At 39.9% G+C, this 21,793-nt stretch carries 19 protein-coding genes; 10 read left to right on the top strand and 9 right to left on the bottom strand.

Annotation, left to right across the window (positions count from 1 at the left end):
* Together kefB and kefG are read right to left on the bottom strand one after the other, a co-directional pair.
* A complete protein-coding gene (gene kefB, locus ABE954_RS01920; protein WP_042847594.1) occupies nt 1-1,806 on the bottom strand; it encodes a glutathione-regulated potassium-efflux system protein KefB in 1,806 nt (601 codons plus the stop codon).
* The gene (kefG, locus tag ABE954_RS01915) at nt 1,806-2,360 is read right to left on the bottom strand and encodes a glutathione-regulated potassium-efflux system ancillary protein KefG (protein ID WP_042847597.1); all 555 of its coding nucleotides are present in this window, start codon (nt 2,358-2,360) and stop codon (nt 1,806-1,808) included. Before kefG ends, kefB begins: the two co-directional genes overlap by 1 nt.
* A 222-nt stretch (nt 2,361-2,582) precedes the next feature.
* On the opposite strand from kefG, the gene ABE954_RS01910 reads away from it, so the two are divergent.
* Nucleotides 2,583-4,517, top strand: a complete 1,935-nt coding sequence (locus tag ABE954_RS01910) for an ABC transporter ATP-binding protein (RefSeq protein ID WP_042847598.1) — start codon at nt 2,583-2,585, stop codon at nt 4,515-4,517.
* 75 nt (nt 4,518-4,592) lie between these two features.
* On the opposite strand, the gene adiA is transcribed toward ABE954_RS01910, so the two are convergent.
* Entirely contained in the window at nt 4,593-6,860 is a 2,268-nt protein-coding gene (adiA, locus tag ABE954_RS01905) for an arginine decarboxylase (RefSeq protein ID WP_129466961.1), read from the bottom strand.
* A gap of 109 nt (nt 6,861-6,969) precedes the next feature.
* A complete protein-coding gene (locus ABE954_RS01900; RefSeq protein WP_042847601.1) occupies nt 6,970-7,830 on the bottom strand; it encodes a MurR/RpiR family transcriptional regulator in 861 nt (286 codons plus the stop codon).
* Between the two features lie 256 nt (nt 7,831-8,086).
* Between ABE954_RS01900 and murQ the strand changes: the two genes are divergently transcribed.
* Both murQ and murP read left to right on the top strand, forming a co-directional pair.
* Complete coding sequence (gene murQ, locus ABE954_RS01895) at nt 8,087-8,998, top strand: N-acetylmuramic acid 6-phosphate etherase (protein WP_042847603.1); 912 nt, start codon at nt 8,087-8,089, stop codon at nt 8,996-8,998.
* Between the two features lie 27 nt (nt 8,999-9,025).
* Nucleotides 9,026-10,495 carry a PTS N-acetylmuramic acid transporter subunit IIBC gene (gene murP / locus ABE954_RS01890; RefSeq protein WP_129466960.1) on the top strand — a complete coding sequence of 490 codons (1,470 nt, stop codon included), beginning with the start codon at nt 9,026-9,028 and terminating at the stop codon, nt 10,493-10,495.
* A 57-nt stretch (nt 10,496-10,552) separates the two neighbouring features.
* On the opposite strand, the gene ABE954_RS01885 is transcribed toward murP, so the two are convergent.
* Nucleotides 10,553-11,158 carry a LysE family translocator gene (locus ABE954_RS01885; RefSeq protein ID WP_048605414.1) on the bottom strand — a complete coding sequence of 202 codons (606 nt, stop codon included), beginning with the start codon at nt 11,156-11,158 and terminating at the stop codon, nt 10,553-10,555.
* 102 nt (nt 11,159-11,260) lie between these two features.
* On the opposite strand from ABE954_RS01885, the gene ABE954_RS01880 reads away from it, so the two are divergent.
* From ABE954_RS01880 to ABE954_RS01870, 3 genes are read left to right on the top strand one after another with little or no spacing between them, the layout of a single operon-like run.
* On the top strand, nt 11,261-12,244 hold the full coding sequence (locus ABE954_RS01880) for a hydrolase (protein ID WP_042847799.1): 984 nt from the start codon (nt 11,261-11,263) through the stop codon (nt 12,242-12,244).
* Nucleotides 12,241-12,450, top strand: coding sequence for a YheU family protein (locus ABE954_RS01875; RefSeq protein ID WP_034783253.1), 210 nt, complete (start codon nt 12,241-12,243; stop codon nt 12,448-12,450). The genes ABE954_RS01880 and ABE954_RS01875 overlap by 4 nt, the downstream gene beginning before the upstream one ends.
* A 57-nt stretch (nt 12,451-12,507) precedes the next feature.
* Nucleotides 12,508-13,374, top strand: a complete 867-nt coding sequence (locus ABE954_RS01870; protein WP_042847611.1) for a phosphoribulokinase — start codon at nt 12,508-12,510, stop codon at nt 13,372-13,374.
* Between the two features lie 90 nt (nt 13,375-13,464).
* Here the strand turns inward: ABE954_RS01870 and ABE954_RS01865 are convergent, their stop codons facing one another.
* Nucleotides 13,465-13,866, bottom strand: coding sequence for an OsmC family protein (locus ABE954_RS01865; protein ID WP_042847613.1), 402 nt, complete (start codon nt 13,864-13,866; stop codon nt 13,465-13,467).
* A gap of 355 nt (nt 13,867-14,221) precedes the next feature.
* Here ABE954_RS01865 and crp point away from each other — a divergent pair, with 355 nt between their 5' ends.
* From crp to ABE954_RS01850, 3 genes are all read left to right on the top strand, one after another.
* The gene (gene crp, locus ABE954_RS01860; RefSeq protein ID WP_004262556.1) at nt 14,222-14,854 is read left to right on the top strand and encodes a cAMP-activated global transcriptional regulator CRP; all 633 of its coding nucleotides are present in this window, start codon (nt 14,222-14,224) and stop codon (nt 14,852-14,854) included.
* Between the two features lie 191 nt (nt 14,855-15,045).
* On the top strand, nt 15,046-16,032 hold the full coding sequence (locus ABE954_RS01855; RefSeq protein ID WP_371025709.1) for a hypothetical protein: 987 nt from the start codon (nt 15,046-15,048) through the stop codon (nt 16,030-16,032).
* 175 nt (nt 16,033-16,207) lie between these two features.
* Nucleotides 16,208-17,557 carry a hypothetical protein gene (locus ABE954_RS01850; RefSeq protein ID WP_166696966.1) on the top strand — a complete coding sequence of 450 codons (1,350 nt, stop codon included), beginning with the start codon at nt 16,208-16,210 and terminating at the stop codon, nt 17,555-17,557.
* A 60-nt stretch (nt 17,558-17,617) separates the two neighbouring features.
* Here the strand turns inward: ABE954_RS01850 and ABE954_RS01845 are convergent, their stop codons facing one another.
* The 3 genes from ABE954_RS01845 to ppiA all read right to left on the bottom strand — a co-directional run bounded on the left by ABE954_RS01845 (nt 17,618) and on the right by ppiA (nt 20,513).
* The gene (locus tag ABE954_RS01845; RefSeq protein WP_042847617.1) at nt 17,618-18,832 is read right to left on the bottom strand and encodes an aspartate aminotransferase family protein; all 1,215 of its coding nucleotides are present in this window, start codon (nt 18,830-18,832) and stop codon (nt 17,618-17,620) included.
* A 129-nt stretch (nt 18,833-18,961) separates the two neighbouring features.
* Nucleotides 18,962-19,537 carry an aminodeoxychorismate synthase component II gene (locus ABE954_RS01840; RefSeq protein ID WP_042847620.1) on the bottom strand — a complete coding sequence of 192 codons (576 nt, stop codon included), beginning with the start codon at nt 19,535-19,537 and terminating at the stop codon, nt 18,962-18,964.
* Nucleotides 19,538-19,940: 403 nt separating this feature from the next.
* The gene (gene ppiA / locus ABE954_RS01835; protein ID WP_042847622.1) at nt 19,941-20,513 is read right to left on the bottom strand and encodes a peptidylprolyl isomerase A; all 573 of its coding nucleotides are present in this window, start codon (nt 20,511-20,513) and stop codon (nt 19,941-19,943) included.
* A 330-nt stretch (nt 20,514-20,843) separates the two neighbouring features.
* On the opposite strand from ppiA, the gene yihA reads away from it, so the two are divergent.
* Nucleotides 20,844-21,455 (top strand): ribosome biogenesis GTP-binding protein YihA/YsxC, encoded by a 612-nt coding sequence (gene yihA, locus ABE954_RS01830; protein ID WP_042847624.1) that lies wholly within the window; start codon nt 20,844-20,846, stop codon nt 21,453-21,455.
* Nucleotides 21,456-21,793: the final 338 nt, after the last annotated feature.

Genomic DNA, 21,793 nt, shown 5'->3' with positions numbered 1-21,793 from the left:
TTATTCATCTTTATTCCAGCCATGTGGCTGGCGATGCTCTCTAAGCATTTCTTTTTCAAACAGCTCATTTAACTCGCGCCTTGCCTCTTTGACACGAGAAACTTGGCCGCTATCCCCTTCATTTTCAGGAATAATCTCTCTAAGCACACGCATATCTAGACGGCGGAAATGTTGTTTAGCTCGGTATGCTTTATGTGGATGCATACCGGTACTAATTAATGCCTTACTCCCCAATTCTAATGCGCTAGAGAAGGTTTCTCGACTAAAGTCAGTGACACCACTTTGCAATAATTCGTGTGCCTCTACACGGCCTTTCGCGCGTGCGATGATATGTAAATTAGGGAAATTCTCTTGGCATAAATGTACAATTTCCATAACTTCTTCGGGCACATCACTAGTGATCACAATTGCCTTCGCTTTTTCTGCTCCCGCTGAGCGCAATAATTGTAGCTCACGCGCATCCCCATAATAAACAGTATAGCCATAGCGCCGCATTGTACCTATCGCTGTAACATCCTGTTCAAGTACGGTAATTTTGACTTTATTGGCCATTAATAGGCGGCCTACCACTTGCCCCATACGACCAAAACCAACCAAAATAACATGAGGGTCGTTATCTTCGACAAATGGTTTTTCACTTGACGTTGGTTGCCGATTATAGCGGTAGTTCAGATAAGCATCTATCAACTGCATCACAAGTGGTGTTGTCATCATAGAAAGGGTGACGACCACCAATAAGAGGTCCATTTGGCGCTCGTCAATCACACTTGCACCAGATGCGGTTGCGTAAATGACAAAAGCAAATTCCCCGCCTTGACTTAAAACACCAGAAAATTGTGCTCTAGCACCATTCCTAAGCCTTGCTGCATGGCTCAGGCCATAAAGGACAAGGGCTTTTACCGCGACAAGAATGACCACAGCAACCAAAACTTGTGGTAAATACGCCCAGAGTATTTGTAAATTTAGTGACATCCCAACTGAGATAAAAAATAACCCCAGCAATAGCCCTTTGAATGGCTCAATATTAATTTCGAGTTCATGGCGAAATTCTGTTTCTGCTAGCATCACACCTGCCATAAACGTCCCTAATGCCATTGAGAACCCAAGGCTTTCCATTATTAATGCAGACCCTAACACTACCAATAGTGCTGCAGCTGTAAAAATTTCATGTACGCCTGATTTCGCCGCTAATTTAAACATTGGGCGTAACAAGTAACGCCCCACCACCCATAAACCGGCAAATGCGATAACTTTTAAGCCAATCTTTTGCCAATCACTTGTGGCTGAATCCCCAGCTAATAAGGGGATCAATGCCATAATGGGGATCACCGCCATATCTTGGAATAACAACACAGAAAAACCAAGCTGCCCGCTTTCTTTGTTGGACATGCCTTTTTCATTCATGAGTTGCAAAGCCATAGCGGTTGAAGACATTGCCATCCCCAGCCCACCAACCACAGCAGCTTGCCAAGAAAACTTCGCTAAAAATAACAGTGATGCCATTATTGCCGCAGTAACAACCACCTGCACGGTTCCTACACCAAAAATAGAGCGCCTAAGTTCCCACAGTTTAGATGGCTTTAACTCTAAACCAATTAAGAACATTAGGAATACCACCCCCATTTCAGAGAAATGTAAAATGTCATCGACGTTATGAATAAAGCCCAAAACAAATGGCCCAATCATAATCCCCGCGAGTAAATACCCAAGCACCGCCCCTAAACGGATTTTTTGTGCAATAGGTACCATCACCACACCGGCACATAAAAAAATAATGACAGATTCAAATAGCCCCAATTCTGACATTAGGAGAGCCCTCCCGCGCTTAGCGGTTGTTGTATCCATTGACGGTAGTCATCAATCAGCTGTTGAAACCGCTCAGTGGGCTGCCGACGTGCTGCATAAATAATGATAGGTTCCAACCATTGCATATCACACATCAATGCGGTCAATTCAAATGGTCGAAGTATTTCGTTAAGTGGGTAATGATTATAGCCGTCATGTTGATATGCATGAATGGGTTCGCCTGTCGTGATCACAGAACGCCAGTATTTCCCTTTCAGTTTTTGATAGCCCATCTCCGTTGCAAAACGGCGCGTTAAAACACGGTCAAACCATTCTTTCAACAACGCAGGGCAACTATAAGTATAGAGAGGGTGTTGAAAAACAATGATATCGTGCTGGCACAGTAATTCTTGTTCCGCAGTTACATCAATAAAATAATCAGGATAGGTTGCGTATAAATCATGGACTGTCACATGTTCAAAACCACACACCACACTAAGTAATGCCTTGTTAGCAATAGACTCATCAGGGTCTGGGTGAGCGTAGATCACCAGTACTTTAGGTGTATTTGACATCTTTCCCTCCTCAAAGGCGTGTCAGACGGAACATTTTCCGTTACCATGCAGCCTGCTATACTCGTCATACTTCACGTTGCTGTGTTGTTGACTACGCGCATTCGCACTAGTCACCTACTTAAATAGGCTCCTAGCGACTCATTTGTTTGTCGCCTAACAGCACCGTGAATTATTTAGAGTATATACGTTGATAATTTAACATATTTTTAATAGACGGTTGCTATGATTGTTTTCTCTTCACTCCAAATTCGCCGAGGTGTTCGTGTCCTACTGGATAACGCCACTGCGACGATTAACCCTGGCCAAAAAGTTGGTTTAGTGGGTAAAAACGGCTGCGGTAAATCGACCCTTCTAGCACTATTAAAAGGCGAATTACAAGCTGAAGCAGGTTCTGCAACCTTCCCAAGTAATTGGTCCATGGCATGGGTCAACCAAGAAACCCCTGCCCTTGATGTCCCTGCCCTTGAGTATGTGATTGACGGTGACCGTGAGTTCCGTGCTCTAGAACAAAAGCTACAACAAGCCAATGAAAAAAATGATGGCCATGCCATTGCGGTTATCCATGGGCAACTCGATGCAATTGATGCATGGACAATCCGTTCTCGCGCCTCCAGCTTGCTACACGGCTTAGGCTTTAGCCAAGCGCAATTAGACTCACCAGTGAAATCTTTTTCTGGTGGGTGGCGTATGCGTTTGAACCTCGCTCAGGCTCTACTTTGCCGTTCTGACCTATTACTACTCGATGAACCAACTAACCACCTTGATTTAGATGCGGTTATTTGGTTAGAAAAGTGGCTTAAAGGCTACCAAGGTACATTAATTTTAATTTCCCATGATAGGGATTTCCTTGATCCAATTATTGATAAAGTCCTGCATATAGAACAAGAAAGCCTGTTCGAATACACGGGCAACTATTCTTCTTTTGAGCGCCAACGTGCAACTAAATTAGCACAACAACAAGCGTTGTATGAAAGCCAACAAGCAAAAGCCGCTCATTTACAAAGCTATATTGACCGTTTTAGAGTGCAAGCGACAAAGGCCAAGCAAGCGCAAAGCCGTATTAAGATGTTAGAAAAAATGGAAATGGTGGCGCCCGCTCATGTGGATAACCCGTTCCATTTTTCATTCCGCAAACCTGAAAGCTTACCTAACCCATTATTAAAAATGGAAAAAGTCAGTGCGGGTTATGGCGAAAAAGTCATTTTGCAATCGATAAAATTGAATTTAGTGCCTGGTTCACGTATTGGTTTATTAGGCCGTAATGGTGCTGGTAAATCCACCTTAATTAAAATGCTAGCTGGCGATTTACCACCATTACAAGGGGAGATCTCCCTCGCTAAAGGTATTAAGTTAGGTTACTTTGCTCAGCATCAATTAGAGTATCTACATCCTGAAGAATCGCCCTTGCAGCATCTAGCTCGTTTGGCTCCTGAGCAAACTGAGCAGCAGTTACGCGACTATTTAGGCGGTTTTGGCTTTAAGGGTGACCAAGTGACAGACCCTAGTGGCCGTTTCTCTGGCGGTGAAAAAGCACGCTTAGTCTTAGCGTTGATTGTTTGGCAGCGCCCGAATCTGTTGTTACTCGATGAACCAACCAACCACTTGGATTTAGACATGCGCCAAGCGTTGACAGAAGCCTTAATGGCATTTGAAGGGGCTTTAGTGGTGGTTTCCCATGATAGGCATTTATTGCGCTCAACTACCGATGAGCTGTATTTAGTTCACGGCGGCGCGGTCGAGCAATTTGATGGTGATTTAGAAGATTACCAACAATGGCTTGCCGAGCAAAACAAGCTGGAACTACAGCAAGTCCGAGATCAACAAGAAAAAGATAAGCCTGCGGCAACTTCAACAGTCACCGCCCAAGATAGAAAAGACCAAAAGCGCCGCGAAGCAGAGTTCCGTCAACTGACTCAGCCAATCCGTAAAAAAATCACGGAATTGGAAAAGCAGATGGATAAACATTCCAACGCCCTGAGTGAGCTAGAGGCAAAACTTTCTGATGCAGCTATCTATGAACAAGATAAAAAAGCCGATTTGGCAGAATGTTTGAAAAAGCAGACTGAGCACAAATCAGCACTTGAAGACGTTGAAATGGAATGGATGGAGCTGCAAGAACAGTTAGAAACCATGACCAGTGAGTTTGAAATAAATTAGTTATAAAACATCACAATTCCTTAAAATCACGAAAAGCTATCTTTGATAGCTTTTCGTTTTTATCATAGTTGAATCTTATCCTTTCACACACATCACATAATACTGCCCATCGATAATTTCAGTCCCTTCGGTTTCGTGTTCAAAACCGGGGAACTCACTGTCCCACGCTTGCAAGCTATGCAAGTAACCGATATGTGGACTATTTTTATCACCGAAGCTTTCACCTGATAACAACATTGGGATACCCGGTGGATACGGAATTATTGAGTTAGCAGCAATGCGCCCTGCCAGTTTATCAAGGGGCACCGCTTCAACACGGTTAGCGACAATCTCTTGGTACGCATCCCTTGGGCTCATCATTACTTCAGGCAGTTGCTCATAAGCTTGGTTCAGTTGCCCTCCGGGGTTATTTTTTTGCAGATAAGTGAACATTTTATCACCTAAGTCACGTAACCCCATATGACCATAAATCTCAGGAGCGGTTTCCACCACTTCCGGTAATACCTTCTTCAGCCCAGTATTATTGTCATAGTGGCGTTTAAAAGACAGCAGCGCATTGACCAAAGTCCCCCACTTCCCTTTGGTGATCCCCATAGAAAACAAGAACATAATCTGGAAGTCAGTGGTGCGGGTCGGCACAATACCATAATGATTTAGCCACGCGGTCACTAGTGCCGCGGGTACACCTGTACCCAGCAGTTTGCCATCCTCCCCCATTCCCGGTGACAAAATACTGACTTTAATTGGGTCAAGCATCGCCCAGTTTTCAGGGATATCCTTAAAACCGTGCCATTTATCTTCAGGATTCATTACCCAGCAGCTTTGCTCTTTCATCAACAATTCAACAGGGGCTTCTTCAAAGGCATAACCTTTACCTGTTGCAGGGTCTTTCACCATTTCCTGATTCCATGGTTTAAAGAACCATTCATCATCGTTAAGAAACTCTTTATACAAGTAACCTAATGATTGGCGAAAATCGATAGCTTCACGAATAACTTCATCTGTCAAAGAACGCCCACTATTACCATCCATCATATCTGCTGCGATATCATTCGAGGCACAAATCGCATACAGCGGTGAGGTGGTGGCATGCATATGATAAGCCTGATTAAAGCGATTGAAATCAATAGCATTACGGCCATTTCGGATATGAATAAATGAGGCTTGTGAAAGCGCGTTAAGTAATTTATGAGTGGAGTGTGTAGCAAAGATGGTCGGTTCATCGCCATTTCGTGGTTCATCCCGCATGGCAAAATGGCCATGATAAATTGGGTTAAAACGTGCATAACCGTACCATGCCTCATCGAAATGGATTCTATCTAAGGATTTATCGAGTAAATCTTGCACCTTACGTGCATGGTAGCAAACACCGTCATAGGTGCAATTGGTTACCACGCTATAAGCTGGGCGTTTGCCGATTTTATCCGATGTTAGTGGATTTTGAGCGATTTTTTCAGTGATCGCTTCCGGCGTCATCTCTGTCGGGTAAATTGGCCCAATAATTCCGTAGCGGTTACGACTCGGGGTCATGTATACGGGCTTAGCTCCGGTAAGGATCAGCCCTTGTTCGATAGATTTATGGCAATTTCGGTCGATTACCACCACATCTTCATCAGTCATACAGGCTTGCATAATGGTTCGATTGGAGCCCGAGGTTCCCACAACCACGGAATAAGACTGGTCAGCCCCGAAAATACGCGCTGCATTTTTTTCGCACTCACCAAAAGCACCGGTATGATCCAGTAAAGAGCCTACTGCGACGCGTTCAATACCAATATCAGTACGAAATAAATTTTCACCAAAAAAATCATGATAAATGCGGCCCGCAGGGGTTTTGGTAAAACCAACGCCACCTTGGTGACCCGGTGCTGCCCACGAGTATTCATGTATATCGCTATATTTAATTAAGCTTTTCATCAGTGGCGGCAATAATTGCGCACGATAACGAATAATAGCGGCGAGGACGCGCCCTGCGATAAAATCAGCTGAATCTTCTAAAATCCATGCAAACTCATCGACTTGTTCCATCATTTTTCGGTCAAATGCCGTTAAAGCTTCTTCGCGATCACTCAATAAAAAAACGGGGACATCTTCTTGGCGGCGATGAAGTTGAGTAATTAATTGATGTGCTTGTGTTTGTTCTTGTTTGTCGGACATATCACGCCCATATAACAAACAATCAATGCTGGTATTCGAGCGAATGTATGCCATTCCATCTTCAAAATCGCGGATAATCACGGTCTCTACGTGTTCATCATTAAGCTCACTAGCAAGCCTTGCTACGGCATGGCTGATAACGGAATCTTCGTCGGTTAACTCAGTATAAACAATGAGTGCTCTCATCAATAATTCCTCTTAAACTAGTTAAAATTAAAATACTTATATCGTTAGTCTTAACGTAAATAAGGATTTTTTGCAAAGTTATCGATGAGCCCGTTCTTCCTTTTCAACGCTATTCATCTAATTTATTAATAACAACTCTTGCATTCATTACTAGCGATTTTGCTTTGGCTTCTCGCCTTTGTAATAGCGCCATAAAGATTAAATCGGTCAGCGTATTCTGAGCAGTTCTCGATGAAATAGAAGAACTACGCCATTCATCTTCTTCTGCGACACTTTCAAGAATGTAATCAGAAATTTGTGCAAGAGGTGAATGTCGGTCCCGGGTAATGGCAACCACACAGGCTCCTTGTTTACGTGCAATATTAGCCGCTGTTAGCATGTCTTTGCGTTTACCTGTAAAAGAGATAACTATCTGTATGTCATTGGCATTAAGTGTTAAAGCGGCGGCAATTTGCACATGATGGTCGGATTCGACGAGTGTCGTAATACCTATTTTTTGTAACTTGTAGCTCAAGTCCTTTGCCGTCAGCCCTGACCCACCAATGCCAACAATTTGTACTCGCTGAGATTGGTCTATTCGTTCGACAATTTTTTCAAATTGCTTGAAATCAATTAATTTTGTTGTTTCCGTGATGGAATGGTTCTTTTCCATCGCTAATTTTTGAGCTACCACCATCAAGTTATCATTCGGTGCAATACGGTTATGCAAAGCCACGTGAGGGGCACTTTCATTAAGCTGTTGACGCCCAATAATCTCACTTAATGCCAGTTTTAGCGCTGGGTAGCCTTTTACCCCAACTTTTTGACTAAACTTAACAATAGCTGATTGGCTCACATCTAAGATTTCTGCCAATTGTTGAGAAGATAAGTTCAGTACGTTTTCCGGATTTTCAATAATAAATTGTGCAATTTTACGTTGATTTTCGGCTAATCGCGGTAATGAATAAGTAATGATATCCAATAATGTCATGACAACCTCAGCTGATAATCGCTATATCAGGGTTCATAAAAATAAAATAATAATAAATTATTCCTCTTTTAATTCTCTGATGAATCAAAAATAATAACTATAATTCAATCGCATACAATTTAAAGCCATTAAAAAAATAACAAAATATTCTTTTATATTCGCAAGTTAGAATAGATAACACCGTGATTCCAATCACACCATTGGAATAAATAATTCCTTAATATTAATCCAATTATGGATTTAGGAGCAATTTTTTATGGCTATCGATTTAAGCAAAATGGTAACGGAAAGCCGCAATGCGGCGAGTACGCATATTGACCAACTACCGACCTTGCAAATGCTGCAAGTGATTAACAACGAAGACAAACAAGTCCCTTTGGCAGTCGAGAAAGTTCTTCCTGAAATTGCACAATTGGTTGATAAGGTCGCAGACGCATTTCTAAACGGCGGGCGGTTAATTTACTCGGGAGCAGGAACATCAGGGCGTTTAGGAATACTTGATGCCAGCGAGTGCCCACCAACGTACGGTACCCCCCATGAGCAAGTCGTTGGGCTTATTGCAGGCGGTCACCAAGCGATTTTCCGTGCCGTTGAAAATGCAGAAGATAAACCCGAATTAGGTGAGCAAGACCTGAAAAATATTCAATTTAATGAAAAAGATATACTCGTTGGTATTGCTGCGAGTGGGCGTACCCCATATGTGTTAGGTGCGTTAGCCTATGCAAACAAGATTGGTGCAACCACAGCTGCCATCAGCTGTAACCCAAATAGCCCTATCGCTAATGCAGCAGATATCGCTATCACCCCTGTTGTGGGCGCAGAAGTGGTCACAGGCTCTTCACGCATGAAAGCGGGAACCGCTCAGAAATTAGTGCTGAATATGATCACTACTGGCGCGATGATCCGCATTGGAAAAGTATTTGGTAATTTGATGGTCGATGTAGAAGCCACCAATGCCAAATTAATTGAAAGGCAAACGAAGATTGTCATGGAGGCAACAGACTGCGACCGAGCAACCGCAGAAACCGCGCTTCAACAATGTGATAGGCACTGTAAAACGGCCATTTTGATGGTGTTAACCGGCCTGAATGCCGATGATGCACGTCAACTACTCTCGGACAATCATGGTTTTATTCGTACAGCACTCAATATGGCACCTTCCGCCTAATTCGCGGATTTTAATGAGATAAATGGTATGGCTAAAATAACAATAGAAATGATGCAGCAGATCCTGCAACAGGTTGGGGGTCGTCGCAATATTAAATTAGCGGGTAACTGTATGACCCGTTTACGACTCACACTCAATAATGATCAATTAGTCGATAAAGCCGCACTAAAACAAATCGCAGGTGTGCTTGGCGTTATCGAAAGTGATGAACAACTGCAAATTGTTCTGGGCCCCGGTAAAGCCCAAACTGCCGCGGACTTAATGAACCAAATGCTAGAAGATGCTGAAGATGATATCGACGAGTCTTCTCATCAGACCCAAGACCTTAACCAAATCGCTTCTACTAATAAACAGCAGTTAAAAAAGAAACAAACTAGCGCAGTACACCGCTTTCTCTCAAAATTCGCCACCATATTTACCCCATTGATTCCAGGATTCATCGGAGCGGGTCTTTTGATGGGGATAGCCTCATTGCTTGGGTTGTTAGTCGCCAATGAAAACTTATTTCCACCGGACTCCCAACAGTTGGGCTGGTTAAAAAGTGCCATTGCCTATCTCGCGATATTCGGCAAAGGTTTATTTACCTTTATGGGACTATTAATTGGCTATAATGCCCAAAAAGCCTTTGGAGGTAGTGGCGTTAATGGTGCCATTATTGCCGCTTTATTTATTTTAGGTTACGACCCAGAAGCAACAAAAGGCTTTTATTCGGGGATGTCAAACTTCTTCGGCTGGCACATTGACCCTCGAGGCAACATCATTGGAATTTTAATTGCCTGTATTTTTGGGGCATGGGTTGAAAAACAAGTTCGCAAAATTATCCCATCCAGCCTTGATATTATTTTAACCTCAACCATAACTCTGTTAATTGTGGGCGCAGCAACCTTTATCTTTATCATGCCGATTGGTGTTTGGCTGTTTGATGGAATGTCTTGGTTATTCATGCACTTAAATGGCAATCCTATTGGAACAGCTATTTTGGCTGGGGTGTTCTTAATCGCCGTGATGTTTGGTGTTCATCAAGGGTTTATTCCTGTCTACGTTGCCCTCGTTGATGCACAAGGGTTTAACTCACTATTTCCGATATTGGCAATGGCGGGCGCTGGTCAAGTGGGTGCAGCCCTCGCCTTGTATGTGAAAGCGAAAAAAGGTTCAGTCACCCGTGGGCAAATTGGTGGCGCCCTGTTCCCCGGTTTCTTAGGGATCGGTGAGCCGCTGATTTATGGTGTCACACTCCCGCGCGTCAAACCGTTTGTCACCGCCTGTTTAGGTGGCGCAGCTGGTGGTTTCTTTATCGGGGCCGTCGCGTGGATGGGGTTACCTGTCGGTTTAAATACTGTGTTTGGGCCATCTGGGTTAATTGCCATTCCATTAATGACATCCGGTCAAGGTGTCCTCGCCGGGATGGCAGTGTACGCGGGGGGAGTATTGGTTTCCTATGTGTGCGGCTTCCTATTTACCTACCTGTTTGGTAGTAAAGGCGTAGATTTAAGTTAATCATGCCCTAAACAAAAAGCAGCTCTTAGGGCTGCTTTTTTCAATCAATAAAAAACGCTATTCCAACCAAATCAATGGGACACACAGCGCAGTTAGCAGCCCCATCGCTAAATTAAAGATAAACCAAGCTTGGCGACTACGTAAAAATAAGCTAATCAATGAGCCAAAGCCCATCCAAATCAAACCTGCCACTAAGTTGACGATTACAAATGCCACGCTCATGACTAAAATAGATTGGCTGAATAACTCACCAGGCAGGCTAAAGCCACCAACTGCCCCTAGCCCCATCATCCAAGCTTTAGGGTTTAGAAATTGTAATAAGCCCCCCTGATACCATGTTACGCTTTTCCCCACTTCGCTATCCGTCTTAATTGGTGCATAATTAGCTGTTGCTGTTTTCCATGCCAGCCAGAGAAGATACACACTGCCCACCACTTTTAAGGCAATATGAATCGCAGGATAGAGCAATAAAAGTGCAGCAATACCAAATGCTGAGAGGTAAAGTATCGATTGCATACCTAGCATAATACCTAAGCATAATGTAATCGCATGACGAAAACCGTAGTTTGCCGCACTTGATGTTAGCAACATATTATTAGGGCCGGGTGTGACTGCTGCAATGAATAGAAATGTAAAAAGAGAAAAGATCAGCCCCAGTGTCATTTATAATTTAATCCTCAAACCCAAATTTGTTTACTTGCATCACAAAAAAATAACAGTATGTTATGTGACTCACAAGAGCTCCTATTAAATAAAAATAAGGTTATGTCTGAAAACTTTCGTCCAATCAGTTGGGCTAAAAATCCACACCTCCAAACTCTACTGCCTAGGATTTTTCGTAGAACCCCGAAAATTAAACCTATTTGGCAGCGACTTGAATTGCCTGACGGTGATTTTATTGATCTCGCATGGAGTGAAAAACCTGAGCTTGCAGCTCATAAACCACGCTTAGTCATTTTTCATGGGTTAGAAGGTAATTTTAAGAGCCCTTACGCTCATGGAATGTTAGAAACAGCGGAAAAACACGACTGGCTAGGCGTTGTCATGCACTTTCGTGGGTGTAGCGGCGAACCCAATCGCCAACAGCGTATTTATCATTCAGGTGAAACCGATGATGCTCGCTACTTCTTACGCTGGTTAAAACAAACTTTTGGTGATACGCCAACGGCTGCTGTGGGGTATTCCCTTGGTGGGAATATGTTGGCTTGTTACTTGGCTGAAAGTGGTCAAAATGCGGATTTAGATGCGGGAGTGGTTGTATCTGCCCCATTAATGTTAGAGGCTTGCTCCCTACGAATGGAAAAAGGCATTTCCCAGTTTTATCAGCGCTATTTATTAAATGGCTTAAAACGTAACGCAACTCGTAAACTCGTACGCTATCCTGGGTCATTACCACTGAATTTATTGCAGCTTAAGCAAGTTAAACGCATTCGTGATTTTGATGATGTTATCACTGCACGTATCCACGGTTTTGATGATGCCTCAGATTACTATCAGAAATGCAGTGCATTACCTAAATTGGCTCACATTACTAAACCAACATTAATTATTCACGCCAAAGATGATCCATTTATGGCTCCTGAGGTTGTTCCTGATTTATCTTTTCTTCCCCATAATGTGGAATATCAAATGACAGAACATGGCGGGCACGTTGGTTTTGTCAGCGGGACCTTTAGAAAACCGCAAATGTGGCTAGAAACTCGAATTCCGCAATGGTTAACCCCTTATTTAAATAAGGAAAACCCATGATTATCCCTTGGCGTGAGTTATCTCCAGAAGCACTGGAAAGCCTCATCGAAAGCTATGTTTTACGAGAAGGAACTGACTATGGGGCACATGAGAAAAGCTTACAAGACAAAGTTAATGATGTGAAACGGCAGTTAGTTTCTGGCGAAATTGTGCTAGTCTGGTCTGAATTGCATGAGTCGGTTAATTTCATGCCTAAAACCCGCTAACCCGCTTTGTTCGCTATTTTGCCATAGTGGACATAAGCGCAACACAGGGAGTTCGCTATGTCCAAAAAACATCCGATTATTGCTATCACCGGTTCCAGTGGTGCAGGCACAACCTCAACTAGCCAAGCATTCCGTAAAGTTTTCCACCAACTCAATATCCAACCAGCTACATTAGAAGGGGACAGCTTTCATCGTTACACGCGGCCTGAAATGGACATGGCTATCCGCAAGGCGAGAGAACAAGGTCGGCATATCAGTTATTTTGGTCCTGAAGCGAATGACTTTGCTTTGCTAGAACAAACTTTAATTGATTATGCAAAAACAGGTTGTGGACAATCACGAAAATACCTACATACCTATGATGAAGCGGTTCCGTACGGTCTACAACCAGGTACTTTTACACCTTGGGAACCACTCCCTGAAAAAACTGATGTGTTATTCTACGAGGGTCTGCATGGTGGGGTTGTTACACCTGAGCATAATGTAGCGCAACATGTTGATTTACTTGTTGGCGTTGTCCCGATTGTCAATCTTGAATGGATTCAAAAGTTGGTTCGTGATACGACCGAAAGGGGCCATTCCCGTGAAGCGGTTATGGACTCTGTTGTGCGTTCAATGGGGGACTATATCAACTACATTACCCCTCAGTTTTCGCGTACTCATATCAATTTCCAACGAGTTCCGACTGTAGACACTTCCAACCCATTTTCAGCCAAAACTATCCCTTCACAAGATGAAAGTTTTATTGTGATCCGCTTTAGAGGGCTCGAACACATCGATTTCCCCTATTTGCTTTCAATGATCTGCGGTTCTTTTATTTCGGCTATGAATACCATTGTCGTACCCGGAGGAAAACTCGGTCTAGCAATGGAATTGATCATGATGCCATTAGTTGAAAAGTTAATTAATCAGAAAAACAGTTAAATTATTTCTCAAATAATAAGTAAGACGCTTACCATTAATTAAGGTAAGCATCTTTTTATTAAAATTTTAATATAAAAAATAAATTTATTTTTAATTTTTTATTTCAAAGCTATGAGTGACTTCAACCGTTTTTTCTAGCATCAGTGCCACTGAGCAATATTTTTCAGCCGAGAGCTGAACAGCTCTTTCAACCGTTTTTTCCGTTAATTCATTTCCTGTTACGATAAAATGCAAATGTATTTTAACAAAATAACGTGGAGCTTCTTCACGGCGCTGCGATGTTAATTTAACTTCACAATCAGTAATATCATTTCGTCCTTTTTGTAAAATTGAAACGACATCTATTGCACTACATCCACCTGCCGCCATTAGCACCATTTCCATTGGGCTAGGTGCTTTATCACCTGCATTACCATCCATCATGACTTGATGCCCTGAAGCTGACTCACCTAGAAAGGAAAGTCCTTCTACCCATTTTACTCTTGCTTCCATTTTATTCCCCTTGAAATGAAATCGGTTTAAAGGCTACATTGTTCCATAGATATAATGAATGTTATATCAGCTTTATTAGGCTGAAGCGATACAGGGGAGACTTTCTTCATTGGATATGCTACAAACAATACTTAGTTGATAGGACTAAGATCAAAACTCAGCGGTTTAATTGATTATATTATAGTGTTGATATCAATTTGTTTACCCTAGCCTATCGAATGCGCTGAAGTTATTCAGCTCTTCACATTATTTAGGGTATATAAGGCAAATTAATATGCTAAGCTAGTGACTTTAAAGCCAGCCTTTCTGGTAAGCTTTTCCGGATGGCTGCAATAACATACAGAGGATAACGCTAATGGTTCTCGGCAAGCCACAAACAGACCCTACTCTTGAATGGTTTTTGTCACACTGCCATATTCATAAGTATCCATCCAAGAGCACACTGATCCATCAGGGTGAGAAAGCAGAAACCCTTTACTATATCGTTAAAGGTTCAGTGGCTGTTTTAATTAAAGATGAAGAAGGCAAAGAAATGATCCTCTCTTACCTGAATCAAGGGGATTTCATTGGTGAACTGGGGTTATTTGAAGAAGGGCAAGAACGTACTGCGTGGGTGAGAGCTAAAATCGCTTGCGAAGTTGCTGAAATTTCTTACAAAAAATTCCGTCAATTGATTCAGGTTAACCCTGATATTTTAATGCGTCTCTCAGCGCAAATGGCCAGTCGTTTACAAACAACATCCGAAAAAGTCGGCAACCTTGCCTTCTTAGATGTCACAGGCCGTATCGCTCAAACCCTATTGAATCTAGCGAAACAACCTGACGCAATGACCCACCCAGACGGTATGCAAATCAAAATTACCCGTCAGGAAATTGGCCAAATTGTCGGTTGTTCCCGTGAAACTGTTGGCCGTATTTTAAAAATGCTGGAAGATCAAAACTTGATCTCTGCACACGGTAAAACCATCGTTGTTTACGGTACACGTTAATTAACCTTTCAGCCTCGCTCTCTTGGCGAGGCATGCAATTTAAAATAGCTTTATATCGTCGATATAAGGCTATTTCAGTTTAATTATAGCAACATATTTATATGCTTATATTAATGAGTATCGTTTCTTTATATTTTATCTATTTAGCTCTCTATAAAATAATAATCATAATATTAAGTAGGGTTATATTTATGAAAATTACACTTAGCAATTTGTCAGGCTATTCCGAACTTTTTAAAAACATTAGCAATTCCGATGATTTTATAAAGAAAATCTTTGCTGTGACTGCCTCATCGAGAAAAGAGCCCTTATCCACTCAGCAACAATCTAAACTATCAGATGCTTATAGCCTAGAAAGCATTGACTCAGCTTATGAAAGTGATTCAGAAAGTATAAATAATACTAAATTATTGAGCGCTGACGAATTTAAGCATAAAGTTAATCAATTGAAAGTCCGCTTGTATAAATTTTATGCATCTACTTTTTATAATGAACAAGATGCAGACTCACTAATAACAGAAAACCAGACAGTTTTTGAGGATTTTAATAGTGCTGATAAAGAAATTCATAAATATGCTGATTTTTTGTATCGGTACGTTAAAACTCCAGGGATTAACATCAAAAACTCAGAAATAAAAAACGAAATCATAAAAAATCACCATCATCCTAAGCAACTAGAAAATAAAAATAGCACTAAAACCCCTTTAATAACCAGAACAAACAAAAAAAATACCAATAATATTGATTTACCTTTGGAACCAATGAAACAAAAAACAAAGAATTCCTCTCAGAAAAAGTTTAAATATGTGCACTATAAAGTCGCTGATAATAATCAAGATAATTCCAAATACATTCCTCTACCTAAAAGCACTTTTGAATTCAAGGGAAATATACAACAAACAAAAACTTCAGTATTAAGAACACAATATATCATGCAACATTACAAACTATCTAACAAATCTATGCCATTAGACTATAAACCACGAAAAAATCACTTTAATAGAAGTGTTAATTCAATTAAAACCGCTGACTTAATAAAAATAAGCAATAGCATTGAAAAAGAAAAAAGACTAACCATGGAAATGAAGGCACTTAAAGATAATATATTTGAAATACAAAACCAAATTCATATTAACGATAATTTATTGAAAGAATTAAAAAAACAAACCATTAAATAAAACATCTCTATTTTATTTAAGATCATTATTAATTCAAATGATTAATAATACATTATTAGTAAAATCATAATGCCATAAGATAAAATCAATGCATTGAATAAATTAATTATTTCAATATTAAGCATGAATATTTATTTAGCAAATTACTTTTTTAATATTAATATAGGATATGACTATGAAAACCACCCCCCTAGATACCACCACAACTAGCTCACTATACAGAAAAAACTCATCAACTGGGGCTAAGAAAGAAACACCCACTATTACACAAAAAATTAAAAATTTGAAAATAAATAATCCATTCTCATTTTTTCATTTTAACAAAAAAAATACGGAATCAAAATTCTATATTAGCTTACCAGAAGCTGGTTCAAAGGGAAGTGATTTAAATTTACTTAATAAATTAAACTCAAACAAAAAAACAATTTCTTCCCTTGAAAATAAGCTTATAAATAATTCATTTAATATCCCACAATTCATTAAGGATTTAAAAAATAAAACAGAAAACTCCATTGATAATTTACTAGGTAAGAATGATTTTTTTAGCGAAATTCCAGCTACAGATAAAATCATAGAGAAACAAAATGAAACAATAGGCTATCTTAAACATTACCTAGATTTATTAGACAAAAATAAAAAATTGACCAATAAAAGCGAAGAGCTAAAAAACGAAATTGATGATCTGAAATCAGCCATAAGATATGAATCAAAAATAAGAGGAATTGCATACTTAAAAAAAGAAAGTAAATACTTAGTGTCATTAGAAAAAGAAATACCAATGGAAAATAACATAGAAGGAAAAAATAAAAAAATCGAAAAATTAATTAAAATACAAAACTCAGTAAAAATTTTATTGAGTAATGAGTTAAAAGATATAAGAAATAAAGTTCACAATATTACATTGGATAAAAATGCTCTAGAAAAAAATATTTTAGCTCTGAAAAAACCGATAATATGTGAATCTTTCATTACCTACGATGAAGATAATACACCTATTTACCACAATGAGTCTCACGACTTTGATTTTGATGACCTATTTGAAAAAAAATTAGAAACTGAAAACACAAAAAACAATAGAATTATTAAAAACTTAATATTAGAAAATGACTTGTTATATAATTCAATTGAAGAGTTAGATAATGATAACCTTGATTATAGAGGTTTAGTCCAAGACTTAAGAATTGATAATAATAATAAAAATCATGAAATTAGAGCACTACAGGAAAAGCTTGCCAACAAAGCGCTATCCATGGCCTCAATTAGTCTCACCTCGTTATCTTCTGGCTACCATTCCGATAATGAAGACAATAACCTTACATCAGATCTTAAGGTTAGTGAGGAAAAAATAGCTCAAAAAGAAGAGACACTAAAAAATAAATATCCTTTAGCCAATAATAAAGGAGTAAAAAAATATTTATATACACATAAAGTTCAATGCCTAGCTGCTGGAATACCAATTAGTAGTTCAAAAGAGCAATTACAAGCACGATTGAAGGCAATAAAAATACAATTACCAACTCAGTAAATGCTATAAAAATTAAATTTTCAATAAGTTGCAGAAATTATTCTGCAACTTATCTCTTAGTTATTTCAACAACTTCCCAATCGCTGTCTCTAATTTCACCATACCGCTATTAATTTCTTCTTCAGAAATAATCAGTGACGGCGTAAACCGCAATACATTAGCACCCGCATTAAGCATCATTAAACCTTCTACTGCACTGGCTTGCAGGATATCTTTCGAACGGTTCAATAGTTTGCCGTCTAACTCAGCACCAATTAATAAGCCCATTCCTCTGATCTCAGAAAAAACGTGGTATTTATCATTCAGTTTATTTAAATGAGCGATAAATAATTCACGACGCTTTTCGACACCATTTAGTACTTCCTCAGTATTAATAATATCAAAGGCCGCGTTCCCTACCGCACAAGCCAATGGATTACCACCATAGGTAGTACCGTGAGACCCAACTTCCATTGTTTTAGCAATTTCTTCTGTGGTGATCATAGCACTAATAGGAAAGCCGCCCCCCAGTGCTTTTGCCGTGGTTAAAATATCGGGGGTCACATCATAATGCATATATGAAAATAATTTCCCTGTACGCCCCATACCACTTTGTACTTCGTCAAAAATTAACAGTGCATTATTTTCATCACACAGCTTACGTACACCTTGTAAAAATGCAGATGTTGCCGCGGTCACCCCACCTTCACCTTGTACAGGCTCAAGCACTACCGCACAGGTATTTTCATCTATAACCGCTTTTACTGCTTCAAGATCGTTGAAAGGGACATGGATGATATCGGCAGGTTTTGGCCCAAAACCATCTGCATATTTCGCTTGCCCACCAACAGAGACCGTAAATAATGTTCTGCCATGGAAAGCTTGCTTAAATGCAATAATCTTAGTTTTATAAGGATTATATTTGGTGATGGCATAACGACGCGCTAACTTAAATGCGGCTTCATTCGCTTCAGAACCTGAATTAACAAAAAATGCACGGTCAGCAAAAGTAGCGCTAGTTAATTTTTGCGCTAACTTAAGTGCTTGCTCATTGGTAAAAATATTACTGACATGCCACAGTTTTTCGCTTTGTTCACGCACTGCCGACACTAAGCTAGGATGGCAATGGCCAAGGGCAAGAACGGCAATCCCCCCTGCAAAATCAATATATTCTTTACCTTGCTGATCCCAAACACGGCTACCTTCACCTTTAACTGGGATAAACTCAGCGGGTGAAAAAATAGGCAACATAACTTGATCAAAAGTCTGCCGATTGACTGATTGTTGTTCTGACATACCCCTCACCTACCCTTACTCTCTGCTAAAATGAAAATATAATCATCAAATATGAATAAAAAATCAAAAAAGAGCAATAGTTAACGGAGAAATATGCATAATTAATTTGTTATCAATGATATTCGCAAACTAATACTTCAGAAAATTATTCAGTAATTCATGACCTTGTTCACTTAGAATACTTTCTGGGTGGAATTGAACACCTTCTATAGGTAAAGTTTTGTGCCGTATTCCCATGATTTCATCAACATCACCGTTATTTAATGACCATGCTGACACATCAAAAGAAACAGGAAGTGTCTCTGCTGCAATAACTAAAGAATGGTAACGAGTCACAGTCAAAGGACGGTTTAAACCTTTAAACACACCTTGGTGATTATGATGGATTGCTGATGTTTTGCCGTGCATAACTTGACGAGCCTTAACGACTGATGCGCCAAAAGCTTGCCCAATCGCCTGATGCCCCAAGCAAATACCCAAAATAGGGAGTTTACCCGCAAAATATTTTATTGCCTCAAGGGAGATACCAGCCTCATCAGGCGTACATGGCCCAGGCGAAATCACAAGATGGGTAGGCGAAAGCTGTTCAATTTCTTCGATGGTAATTTCATCATTACGTTTTACAACAACCTCAGCACCTAACTCACAGAAGTATTGGTATAAGTTGTAGGTAAATGAATCGTAATTATCAATAAGTAGAAGCATATTAGGCTATCCGACTGATTTTTATCATTATATATTATTTTCTTATGCATATTTTTTAGGTCTTGGCAATCAGAACGATGATTAAAAACGCTAAAAAATAATAAGGTCGGCTATCATAGCACAGCCAAGACAAGAAAATAGCATATTTAAGTCAATGAATGCTTTTATCAGAAATAATTTTCCATATAAAAATCATGGAATTATATTTACATTACGATAACAAAATGATATTGAAGTTAAGAATTACTTTAAATACAAGGAAGTAAAAGCCACCTCAAAAAATAGAAAATTCGGATTAACTTTTAGTGGATAATACAAGTAAGGTGCATCAGAACATGTCACAGAACCGATATTTACAACTCAAGCGGGCAGGTAAATTCACCTACCCACTGTGTATATAAGATTAAGGCTTTTTAATCACTTCTGCTGAAATGATAGTAACGGGTTCAACAGGAACATTTTGATACGGACCAACATTCTCTGTTTTCACTTTAGAGATTTTATCCGCTACATCCATACCTTTTACCACTTTACCAAAAACCGCATAACCAAAGTCACGTTGACCATGGTCTAAAAACGCGTTATCAGCAACGTTAATAAAGAACTGGCTTGTTGCGCTATCTTTATTTGCAGTACGAGCCATAGAGATGGTGCCACGTAGGTTACGTAGCCCGTTATCTGCTTCATTTTTAATTGGCGCTCGAGTTTGTTTTTGCTGCAAATCTTTATTAAAGCCACCGCCTTGGATCATAAACCCAGGAATAACACGGTGGAAAGTGGTTCCGTTGTAATAACCTTCATTAACATATTGAACAAAGTTTTCTGTCGAAACAGGGGCTTTCTTACCATTCAGTTCTAATTCAATATCACCCGCTGAAGTGACTAATTTAACATAAGTCTCACCCGCCGATAATGCAAAAGAGGACGCGCTAATTGCGCAAATGGCCAAAATTGGCACAAAAATTCGTTTTAACATGTAAGATCCCTTTCATTGTGACTCATTACAACTACAATCAAGCAATTCTAGAGCGAAGCTAGCAAGATTGCTGAAGATTTACCTATATTTACGCCAAAAACGGTCAAACCTACCAAGCGTGTTAGATTGTAGACTAATTTAGACAAAAAACTTCACAGATAATGATTATTTATCAATTAGCTAGATTTTACGATTTATATCACGCTAAAGGTAAAGCATTTCACTATTAAGTCAGTAAAACCAATACAAGGGATATTTCAAGTTGTCGGGATGGCGTAAGCAAAGCTATAATCCCCCAGCCTTTTGAGGCTAACTCAGGGAGAACGACAAATGGCAATTAAGAATCATAACTACCAGATGGCAAAATTTGTCATCAGTGCACCGGATATTCGGCATTTACCAAAAGATACCGGTATCGAGGTTGCTTTTGCTGGCCGCTCAAATGCGGGTAAATCAAGCGCTTTAAACGCATTAACTCAACAAAAAGGTTTAGCACGCACCAGTAAAACCCCAGGAAGAACTCAGCTAATCAACCTATTTGAAGTTGAGGAAGGCATTCGCCTTGTTGACCTTCCCGGTTATGGTTATGCCGAAGTTCCCGAAGAAATGAAACGCAAATGGCAACAAGCGCTCGGTGAATACTTACAAAAGCGGGAATGTATTAAAGGGCTTGTGGTGCTAATGGATATTCGCCATCCATTGAAAGATCTTGATATGCAAATGATAGAATGGTCTGTTGCAATGAGTGTACCAGTCCTCGTTTTACTGACTAAGGCGGACAAACTTGCCTCTGGCGCGAGAAAAAAACAGCTGACGGAAGTGCGTCAAGCTCTTGCACCACTTGAGGGGGATATTGAAGTTGAATATTTCTCAGCACTGAAAAAAATAGGCGTTGATAAACTTCGTATTAAGTTAGATAGCTGGTATAACACACCAATTTAATCCCATCACTGTGTGAGCTAGAAATAGCTCACTAAGCCTTTGATAGTCTAATCTACTGAATTTTAGGCAAAAAAAATGCTCCAATCAAAAAAATTGACTGGAGCAGCTAATATTCAGCTAAATCCGATTACGTGAAGTAAAAGGTCTGAAAGATAGAACATCTTACCTCTGTACCCTACGCCTATTAATGTACTTTATTTTTCGCTCGAAAAAAAGGCTTTTTGTAGTTTTTTTTCAAAGCTTACTACGATTCAGCAAGTACATCTTAAAAATACAGCCCTAAAAACGTATTTTAATTACATATTTATGAGAGGTAAGTCGCATAAATATGTCATGAA

The sequence above is a fragment of the Providencia sp. TYF-12 genome, from assembly GCF_041344805.1.
GTDB classification, from domain to species: domain Bacteria; phylum Pseudomonadota; class Gammaproteobacteria; order Enterobacterales; family Enterobacteriaceae; genus Providencia; species Providencia huashanensis.
Note: the sequence above shows the minus strand (reverse complement) of the source record. Positions and strands in the feature narration are given on the sequence as shown.

Excerpts from the sequence above, each read along its gene's own strand:
- kefB (WP_042847594.1), bottom strand. The coding sequence starts at position 1,806 with ATGTCAGAATTGGGGCTATTTGAATCTGTCATTATTTTTTTATGTGCC.
- kefG (WP_042847597.1), bottom strand. The coding sequence starts at position 2,360 with ATGTCAAATACACCTAAAGTACTGGTGATCTACGCTCACCCAGACCCT.
- ABE954_RS01910 (WP_042847598.1), top strand. The coding sequence starts at position 2,583 with ATGATTGTTTTCTCTTCACTCCAAATTCGCCGAGGTGTTCGTGTCCTA.
- adiA (WP_129466961.1), bottom strand. The coding sequence starts at position 6,860 with ATGAGAGCACTCATTGTTTATACTGAGTTAACCGACGAAGATTCCGTT.
- ABE954_RS01900 (WP_042847601.1), bottom strand. The coding sequence starts at position 7,830 with ATGACATTATTGGATATCATTACTTATTCATTACCGCGATTAGCCGAA.
- murQ (WP_042847603.1), top strand. The coding sequence starts at position 8,087 with ATGGCTATCGATTTAAGCAAAATGGTAACGGAAAGCCGCAATGCGGCG.
- murP (WP_129466960.1), top strand. The coding sequence starts at position 9,026 with ATGGCTAAAATAACAATAGAAATGATGCAGCAGATCCTGCAACAGGTT.
- ABE954_RS01885 (WP_048605414.1), bottom strand. The coding sequence starts at position 11,158 with ATGACACTGGGGCTGATCTTTTCTCTTTTTACATTTCTATTCATTGCA.
- ABE954_RS01880 (WP_042847799.1), top strand. The coding sequence starts at position 11,261 with ATGTCTGAAAACTTTCGTCCAATCAGTTGGGCTAAAAATCCACACCTC.
- ABE954_RS01875 (WP_034783253.1), top strand. The coding sequence starts at position 12,241 with ATGATTATCCCTTGGCGTGAGTTATCTCCAGAAGCACTGGAAAGCCTC.
- ABE954_RS01870 (WP_042847611.1), top strand. The coding sequence starts at position 12,508 with ATGTCCAAAAAACATCCGATTATTGCTATCACCGGTTCCAGTGGTGCA.
- ABE954_RS01865 (WP_042847613.1), bottom strand. The coding sequence starts at position 13,866 with ATGGAAGCAAGAGTAAAATGGGTAGAAGGACTTTCCTTTCTAGGTGAG.
- crp (WP_004262556.1), top strand. The coding sequence starts at position 14,222 with ATGGTTCTCGGCAAGCCACAAACAGACCCTACTCTTGAATGGTTTTTG.
- ABE954_RS01855 (WP_371025709.1), top strand. The coding sequence starts at position 15,046 with ATGAAAATTACACTTAGCAATTTGTCAGGCTATTCCGAACTTTTTAAA.
- ABE954_RS01850 (WP_166696966.1), top strand. The coding sequence starts at position 16,208 with ATGAAAACCACCCCCCTAGATACCACCACAACTAGCTCACTATACAGA.
- ABE954_RS01845 (WP_042847617.1), bottom strand. The coding sequence starts at position 18,832 with ATGTCAGAACAACAATCAGTCAATCGGCAGACTTTTGATCAAGTTATG.
- ABE954_RS01840 (WP_042847620.1), bottom strand. The coding sequence starts at position 19,537 with ATGCTTCTACTTATTGATAATTACGATTCATTTACCTACAACTTATAC.
- ppiA (WP_042847622.1), bottom strand. The coding sequence starts at position 20,513 with ATGTTAAAACGAATTTTTGTGCCAATTTTGGCCATTTGCGCAATTAGC.
- yihA (WP_042847624.1), top strand. The coding sequence starts at position 20,844 with ATGGCAATTAAGAATCATAACTACCAGATGGCAAAATTTGTCATCAGT.